This window comes from uncultured Caballeronia sp. (assembly GCF_964243625.1).
GTDB lineage: Bacteria > Pseudomonadota > Gammaproteobacteria > Burkholderiales > Burkholderiaceae > Caballeronia.
This window is the reverse complement of sequence record NZ_CAXTGZ010000294.1, coordinates 1-7,258: the sequence shown is the minus strand read 5'-3', so window position 1 is coordinate 7,258 and position 7,258 is coordinate 1. Positions and strand designations below refer to the sequence as shown.

6 protein-coding genes and 1 pseudogene are annotated in these 7,258 nt (G+C 61.2%); 2 read left to right on the top strand and 5 right to left on the bottom strand.

Going from position 1 to position 7,258, the window contains the following annotated elements:
- A pseudogene (locus tag ACFFAR_RS19355) lies at positions 1-384 on the top strand (saccharopine dehydrogenase family protein); the annotation flags it as partial.
- 37 nt (positions 385-421) lie between these two features.
- On the opposite strand, the gene ACFFAR_RS19350 reads toward ACFFAR_RS19355, so the two are convergent.
- Positions 422-1,720: a sodium:proton antiporter gene (locus ACFFAR_RS19350; protein ID WP_062169988.1), complete on the bottom strand. Its 1,299-nt coding sequence runs from the start codon at positions 1,718-1,720 to the stop codon at positions 422-424.
- A gap of 224 nt (positions 1,721-1,944) precedes the next feature.
- Here ACFFAR_RS19350 and ACFFAR_RS19345 point away from each other — a divergent pair, with 224 nt between their 5' ends.
- Positions 1,945-2,841 carry a LysR substrate-binding domain-containing protein gene (locus ACFFAR_RS19345; protein WP_375508287.1) on the top strand — a complete coding sequence of 299 codons (897 nt, stop codon included), beginning with the start codon at positions 1,945-1,947 and terminating at the stop codon, positions 2,839-2,841.
- Here ACFFAR_RS19345 and ACFFAR_RS19340 read toward each other — a convergent pair.
- The 4 genes from ACFFAR_RS19340 to ACFFAR_RS19325 form a co-directional block, all read right to left on the bottom strand.
- On the bottom strand, positions 2,808-4,472 hold the full coding sequence (locus ACFFAR_RS19340; protein ID WP_174363579.1) for a GMC family oxidoreductase N-terminal domain-containing protein: 1,665 nt from the start codon (positions 4,470-4,472) through the stop codon (positions 2,808-2,810). The genes ACFFAR_RS19345 and ACFFAR_RS19340 overlap by 34 nt on opposite strands.
- 15 nt (positions 4,473-4,487) lie before the next feature.
- Complete coding sequence (locus tag ACFFAR_RS19335) at positions 4,488-5,705, bottom strand: mandelate racemase/muconate lactonizing enzyme family protein (protein WP_375508285.1); 1,218 nt, start codon at positions 5,703-5,705, stop codon at positions 4,488-4,490.
- Positions 5,702-7,030, bottom strand: coding sequence for a nitrate/nitrite transporter (locus ACFFAR_RS19330; protein ID WP_075359517.1), 1,329 nt, complete (start codon positions 7,028-7,030; stop codon positions 5,702-5,704). Before ACFFAR_RS19330 ends, ACFFAR_RS19335 begins: the two co-directional genes overlap by 4 nt.
- A gap of 68 nt (positions 7,031-7,098) precedes the next feature.
- Positions 7,099-7,258: aldehyde dehydrogenase family protein (locus ACFFAR_RS19325; protein WP_375508286.1), on the bottom strand; the 160-nt coding region annotated here is incomplete at its 5' end.

Sequence of the window (7,258 nt, the reverse complement as noted above, 5' to 3'; positions counted from 1 at the left end):
TTCCTGCTCGACGATTTGCGCATGTCGAGTGATCGTGACGGACTGAAGGCGATGCTGCGGCGCGCAGTCCCCGCGACGGCGCAGGACGTCGTGCTGGTTTTTGTCACGGCCACCGGCATGCGCGACGGACGTCTGGTACAGGACGTTTTCACACGGAAGATTTTCGCGAAGAAGGTCTGCGGTGTATCGATGAGCGCGATCCAGATCACGACCGCTGGAGCCGTTTGCGCAGAACTCGATTTGTTCCGTGAGGGTGTCTTGCCGGAAAGCGGGTTTATCCGGCAGGAACAGGTTCCTCTGCAGGCGTTTCTCGATAACCGGTTCGGACGGCTGTATGAAGGGGCGCGGGAAGTAGCCGGCGTGCGGGAGCTCGTTGAAGCTTGAGGAGCGCCGGGGGCGGCTGGACACGCCGCCCTTGACCTCAACCCTTATAGCGGTTCATCAACGGCGTAGACGTAATGCCATGCATGATGACCGACGCCGCGATCACCGCAAGTACCAGCGGTACCAGCGGTTGTGCGGCGCTTCGTGGCGCATGTTCCAGCGCGTACAGCAAATAATAAAACGAGCCCACGCCGCGAATGCCGAACCAGCTCGTGAGCAGCCTCTGTGATCGTGTTGCCGAAGAGCCGATCAGTGACGCTTGCACCGAAATCGGCCGCGCCACGAAGAACAGCAGCGCGACAATGGCTGCGCCGCGCCACGTGAAGAGGTGATCCCAGACATTGGCGAGCACGCTTCCGACCATCAGCATGACCGCGACTTCGGCGATGCGCTCGAGTTCTATCGTGAAGCCGAGCACCCGCTCCGCGACGAACGCATGCGCGCGGTCGGGATCGGACGCCGTTGCGCCTACGTCCTGCGCATCGATCTTGCCGACGGCTTCGTGGACGGATTTATCGCCGCTTGCTTTTTGTTCGACACGGCGCATCGCGAGGCCGGCCGCGAACACAGCGAGAAATGCGTAGGTATGCATCAATTCAGCGATGCCGTACGAAAGCGCGATCAGGCCGAGCGCGTAAAAGCCCTCCGGCCCGAGCGCGAGGCTGTGGCGTGTGCGCAGGTACGCAATCAGCCGCACGGCAAGGTCACCCAGAAGCCAGCCGACGGCCAGCGCCCCCGCGACACCCCACATTGCATCAGCGGCGAAATGCCAGCTCAACGCCTGTTGCGGCGATGCCTCGTAGTTGCACACCGCAATACCCAGCAGCGCAAACGGCAGCGCGATGCCATCGTTCAGGCCGCCTTCGCCGGTGAGCGAAAAGCGCAGGAGGTCGACGTCGCCCGGGACCTGGACTTGCACGTCGTGGGCGAGTACGGGGTCGGTGGGCGCGAGCATCGCGGCGATCAGCAATGCGGGTCCCCAGCTCATATGCAGCAGGTAGACGCAGGCAAGCGTCATGATGGCGACGGTCGCGACCATGGCGACCAGGCCCAGACGCAGGGGCAATAGCCAGATTCGGTCGGTCGGCGGCACACGCAGGCGCAGGCCGATCGCAAATAGCGACACGAGCATGGCGACTTCGGTGATCCGGCGCAGCAGGGTTGCGTCGCCGAGCAGGTCGATCTTGAGCAGGCCGACCCCAAACGGGCCAAGGCCGAAGCCGATGGCGAGATAAACCATTGCACTGCTGATGGGGAGTTCTTTGAACGTCGAGCTGGCAAGCCCCATGAAGATGAGCACACCGCCAACGACGAGAAACCATATCGTTTCGGTCATGAGAGCCTGAGGTGGATGCGACGTACGCCATTTGGGAGCAAGGGGCGTGCCACAAAACGATACCAGGCGAATAATGCCGTCAGGCGTGTTTCGTCTTTCTTGCATGAGATTATGAAATCGTCACAGTTCGGGCGGCGGCCTGCGTAAGATCACGCGAACGTCGGGACATGCCAGCGTTCCCGAACCACGAACCATCGAATCACCGAATCCCTGTGAAACGCAAAATGCCTGCGCTCAATGCGCTAAAAGCCTTCGAAGCAGCCGGCACGACCGGCAGCTTCACCCGCGCCGCCACGCTGCTCAACGTTACGCAGAGCGCCGTGAGCCGGCAGGTCCGGCAACTGGAGGAGCAGGTTGGCGAGACGCTTTTTTCGCGCCGTCATCAGCACCTGGTGCTGACGCCGAGCGGCCGTGTGCTTCTGCGCGCGTTGCAGCAGTCGTTCGACAAGATCGAGCTGACAGTGCGCGCGATCAGCCAGAAAAACGATGTCAACCGGCTTCGCATCAACGTTCCGCCTACCTTTGCGGCCCGCTGGCTCGTACCGCGGCTCGGACGGCTGCGTGAGGCTTTCCCGGAACTGGACCTGAGCATGACGACGCGCGTGGATGACGGCATTGCGGATTCGAACCGGCTGGATTGCGCGGTTCGTTTTGGCGATGGCGAATGGAACAACCTCGAAAGCACCTTGCTGATGCACGAACGGCATATTGCGGTGGCGTCGCCGGCTTTGCTCGATCGTGAGAGTGAGGGCACGCCGGTCGACTTGAACCGCTTCACGCTGTTGCATGTGCTGTCCGGCGAAGACCAGCGCTATCTCACGTGGCAGCACTGGCTGGATGCGGCGCGTATCGAAGGCGTGGATACGGACGGCGGCCATGAGTTCGATGTGCTCGACTTGTCGATACAAGCGGCAGTTGACGGCATGGGAATCACCATCGCCGATCGTCATATGATCGCGGCCGAACTGGCCTCGGGACAGTTGCGGCAAGTGCTCGATGTGGAGATCGAGGGTCGCCAGTCATACTGGTTCGTGCTGCGTCCCGAGCAGCGGGCAAGCGGGACGCAGCGCCTGTTCCAGCAGTGGCTTCAGGCGGAAGCGGCGGCGAGTGCTTCGCGCTGAACGAAGCTTGGCGCGGTGGCGTCGTCGAGGATCATTTGCGCGGCTTTTTCCGCGACCATCATGACCGGCGCATTGATGTTGCCCGACGTGACGTTCGGAAAGATCGATGCGTCCACGATCCGCAACGCCTCCATGCCGTGCACACGCAAGCGGTCATCGACCACGGCGGTCCGCGCGTCCGGGCCCATCGCGCATGAACCGCACAGGTGGTAGATTGAACCGCTGTTCTCGCGGAAATATTCGAGCATGGCGGCGTCGTCGCCTTCGGGCACAGCCGATTGCCCCGGCAGCGTTTCTTCGACCGTTACCGTGCGCAATGCAGGCGCCTGCATGATGGAGCGGATCAGGCGGCTGCCCTGAATCACCTCATCGATATCCTTTTGCGTCGTCAGATAGTTCGCGCGGATCAGGGCGGCATCGGCGGGATTCGCCGATGCTATTTCGATTGATCCACGGCTCGTCGGACGGCACGGATTGAACGCGAGCAGGAAACCGGGATACGGCTCGGGCGTGAGTTGCGAGCGGCTCGACTTCGGAATCCGGTACGACAGCGGATTGAAGTAAAGCTGCATGTTTGCGTGCTCGCTATCTGGATCCGTGCTGAAAAAACCGCCGGCCTGGTTCACGCTCATCGCAAGCGGTCCCTTGCGCGTCAGCAGATATTGCAGACCGAGTTTCAGCTTGCCCAGAAGCGAGCCGAATTCGCCGTTGAGCGTCGGCATGTTCGCGCGATAGTAGTAACTCGCACACAGATGATCCTGGAGGTTCTGGCCGACGGCAGGCAGCGCATGCACGACAGGAATCCCGTGGCGCGAGAGCAGCGCGGCCGGACCCACGCCCGAAAGTTGCAGCAGCTTTGGGGTATCGACGGCGCCCGCGCACAGCAGCACTTCGCGTTTTGCATTGAAGATGCGCGTGACGCCGTTCTGCGAAACTCCGACGCCGGTGGCGCGCCGTCCATCGAATAAGACGCGTGTCGTCAGCGCATGATGTTCAATGCTCACATTCGCGCGTTTCAATGCCGGCTCCAGATAACCCACATTGCTCGATGCACGCTGGCCGTTATGCGTGTTCACGTCGTACACGCCGACACCTTCTATGTGCGCGCCGTTGAAGTCATCGTTGCGCGCAAACTTCAGTTCGTCGCAGGCGTCGAGGAAATGACGCGTGACGGGATGAATGCCATCTTTCATCGATGTCACGTGAATCGGGCCGTTCGAGCCGTGCATGGCGGTGTCGCCCGCGGCGTGCGTCTCGAGCTTGCGGAAGTACGGAAGCACGTCCTTGTACGACCAGCCAGCGTTGCCGGCGGCGGCCCAGTCGTCGAAGTCGCGTGGTGCGCCGCGCACGAAGATCATGGCGTTGATGGAGCCGGAGCCGCCCTGGACCTTGCCTCGCGGCGCATAGATCTTGCGGCCGGCGAGTTCTGCTTCCGGCTCGGAGTAGTACATCCAGTTGCAGTCCGGATCGTAATATGTCTTTGCAAAACCCACGGGTATCTTGAACCAGAACGAATCGGCCTTGCCGCCGGCTTCGAGCACCAGCACGGTGTGTCGTCCCGATGCCGACAGCCGTTCAGCCAGGATGCAGCCCGCCGATCCGGCGCCCACAATGATGTAGTCGTAAGTCATATCTGATCGCTCGCCTCAGCCTCTGGCCGGAGAAGAATCCCGTACATCGGCGGGTTTCGACGCCATCTGCAAATGCAGACGTTCGCCGGTGTAAGGGGAATGCGCGCGCACGACATCCATGTCCAGTTCCACGCCGAGTCCCGGCGCTTTCGACGGGATGATGTAACCGTCTTCCCACTGAATCGGCGTCTTCAAGATCTGCGCATGAAACCCGTCCCACGTACCGATACTTTCCTGGATCAGGAAGTTAGGTGTGCACGCGGCCAACTGGATGCTCGCGGCAGCGCCAATGGGCCCGTTGTAGAGATGCGGTGCGATCTGCGCGTAGTAGACCTCGGCGAGCGTCGCGATCTTCTTGGCTTCGAGCAAACCGCCGCAGCGCGCAACGTTCAGTTGAAGAATCGATGCCGCGCCCGCTTGCAGCAGCTTGAAGAATTCATATTTGGTGGTGAGCCGTTCGCCGGCTGCAATTGGAATGCTCGTATGCCGCGAAACTTGCGCCATCGCGTCTTCCTGGCCGGGCGGAACGGGTTCTTCGAACCACAACGGGTCGTACTTTTCGAGCCGCTGGGCGAGACGAATTGCCGACGATGGAACCATCTGCCCGTGCGTGCCGAACAGCAGGTCGCAGCGATTGCCGACGGCTTCGCGGATGCGCTTGCAGAAGGTCTCGCAGCGTTCCAGCACGTCGAGCGAAATCTGGTGGCCCGAATAGGCCGTGTAGGGACCGGCGGGATCGAACTTGACCGCTGTGAAGCCGAGGTCCGCGTTCTTCACCGCGCAGTCGGCGGCCAGATCGACGTCGTCGTAATCGTATTCGCCGGCGGCGTTTTTCGGGTACAGGTAGGTGTACGAGCGCAGCCGTTCGTTCACGAGCCCGCCCATCAACTCGTAGACCGGCTTGTCCGCCGCCTTGCCGATGATGTCCCAGCATGCCATCTCGAGGCCGCTGACGACGCCCATCATCGTGAGGTCGGGGCGTTGCGTGAAGCCGCTCGAATAGGCTTCGCGGAAGAATCGCTCGACGTGATGCGGATCGTGGTCCTGCAGATAGCGGCCGAAGACGTCGTCGATGATGTGCGCCATCGCTTTCGGATGGAACGTCGCCGAATAGATCTCACCCACGCCTTCAATGCCGCAAGCCGTCTTGAGCTTCACGAAGATCCAGTACATGCCGCCGAGATGCGGCGGCGGCACGGCTACGAAATGCGTTTCGAGGGAGACGATGTTCATCGGATGGCGTCCTTTGTGACGGTCTTGCGCATGCGCGTCAGGGCGAGGGCGGCCACACCGCCAACCACGCTGATTGCAGCGATATAGGAGAAATAGATCTGATAGCCGGGAAGGCCTGGGAAATGCTCGGTGGTCCAGCCGTTCACGAGCGGCAGGAAGACATCGGGTGAATAACCGATCAACGAAACCAGGCCGATCGCCAGGCCCGTGATGCGCAATGGGATGCCGCAATCGTCGAGTAGCGACCAGTAGAGGCCCCGAATCGCGTAGGTCAGGATGCCGATCACCAGCACGACAACCGCGATCACCGCGACGCCCACGTGCGGTGCTATATGCAGCGTCGGCAGCACGGCCAGCGCCACGAGCCCGATCGCGGCGAGAAAGAGCGCGGTGGTCAGTACGCCGAGCGTGGAGAAACGATCGCCGAGATAGCCGCCGCCGATACCGCCAACCGGCCGCATCCAGAGTTTCAGCGTGGTGAGCGTGCCCGCCATCACGACGGTCATCTTCAGGTCGCCCACTTGCAGGTACGCAGAGAAGCTATAGGTCGCCCAGAAAATCTGGTATCCGCAGAACACGATGGCCGCCATCAGCCAGAGTTGCGGAATGCGCATCAGCGTGACGAGATCGCGCCACAGGTTGTGTTTCTGCGTGCGGTTGTCGGCGGCTTGCTGAAGCTCCTGCGGTGTCGCGGGCGGTTCCTTCACCAGCGCCATGAGCAACCCAAGTCCAATACAAAACGCCGAATACAAATAGACCACGTAGCGGAAACCGACGTTCGTCGGCAAGCCGTGTTTTTCGGTGGCGGTGGCGAAGATCACGAGCGCGATGGTCGCGAGCAGCGCTTCAATCAGGCCGCGGCCGCCATCGAGCAAGCCGAAGAAACGGCCTTGTTCGTCGTGCGCGGCGATGGTCTTGACGCGTTTCAGAATCGATGCCCAGAAGGTCAGGCCGGTGGTCAAGCCCCAGCAGCAAAATACGACCAGCAGGATCCCGAAGCTCGGCGCGGTCGAATAAACGAGCCCGAGCGCGCCGGTTGCGATCAATGAAAAACAGATCAGGAAACGCGGAGCGATGCGGTCGGCAAGCCAGCCGCTCGGCAGATAACTCAGCAGGAAAACGGTGCCGAGGATGGAATACAGATACCCGAGCTGGCTATTGTCGATGTGAAAAAACTCGAGCATCGGCGTCTGGTACACCTGACGCAGATAGAGCAACGGGTAGATCGCGCCAGCGGCGACAACCAGCAACATAAGCTGGATGTAACGCTGCGACCGGCTTGTCTCGATGACTGCCGGCGTGACGCCGGTCAAGGTTTTATCCACGATACGTCTCCTTCAGCACGCTTTGAGGCGCGCTGTTTTTTTATCGATTCATGCAGGTTGAGGAAAAATCAGTACTTCATGACCACGAGGCGGGTCTGCGTGAATTCGAGCATGCCGTGCTTGCCGTCATCGCCGCCGAGTCCCGAGCGTTTCCAGCCAGCGTGAAAACCTTGATACGGATCGGCGGGGGTGCGGTTCACGTACAGCTCGCCGGCTTCGATCTCATTG

Excerpts from the sequence above, each read along its gene's own strand:
- ACFFAR_RS19335 (WP_375508285.1), bottom strand. The coding sequence starts at position 5,705 with ATGAACATCGTCTCCCTCGAAACGCATTTCGTAGCCGTGCCGCCGCCG.
- ACFFAR_RS19340 (WP_174363579.1), bottom strand. The coding sequence starts at position 4,472 with ATGACTTACGACTACATCATTGTGGGCGCCGGATCGGCGGGCTGCATC.
- ACFFAR_RS19345 (WP_375508287.1), top strand. The coding sequence starts at position 1,945 with ATGCCTGCGCTCAATGCGCTAAAAGCCTTCGAAGCAGCCGGCACGACC.
- ACFFAR_RS19350 (WP_062169988.1), bottom strand. The coding sequence starts at position 1,720 with ATGACCGAAACGATATGGTTTCTCGTCGTTGGCGGTGTGCTCATCTTC.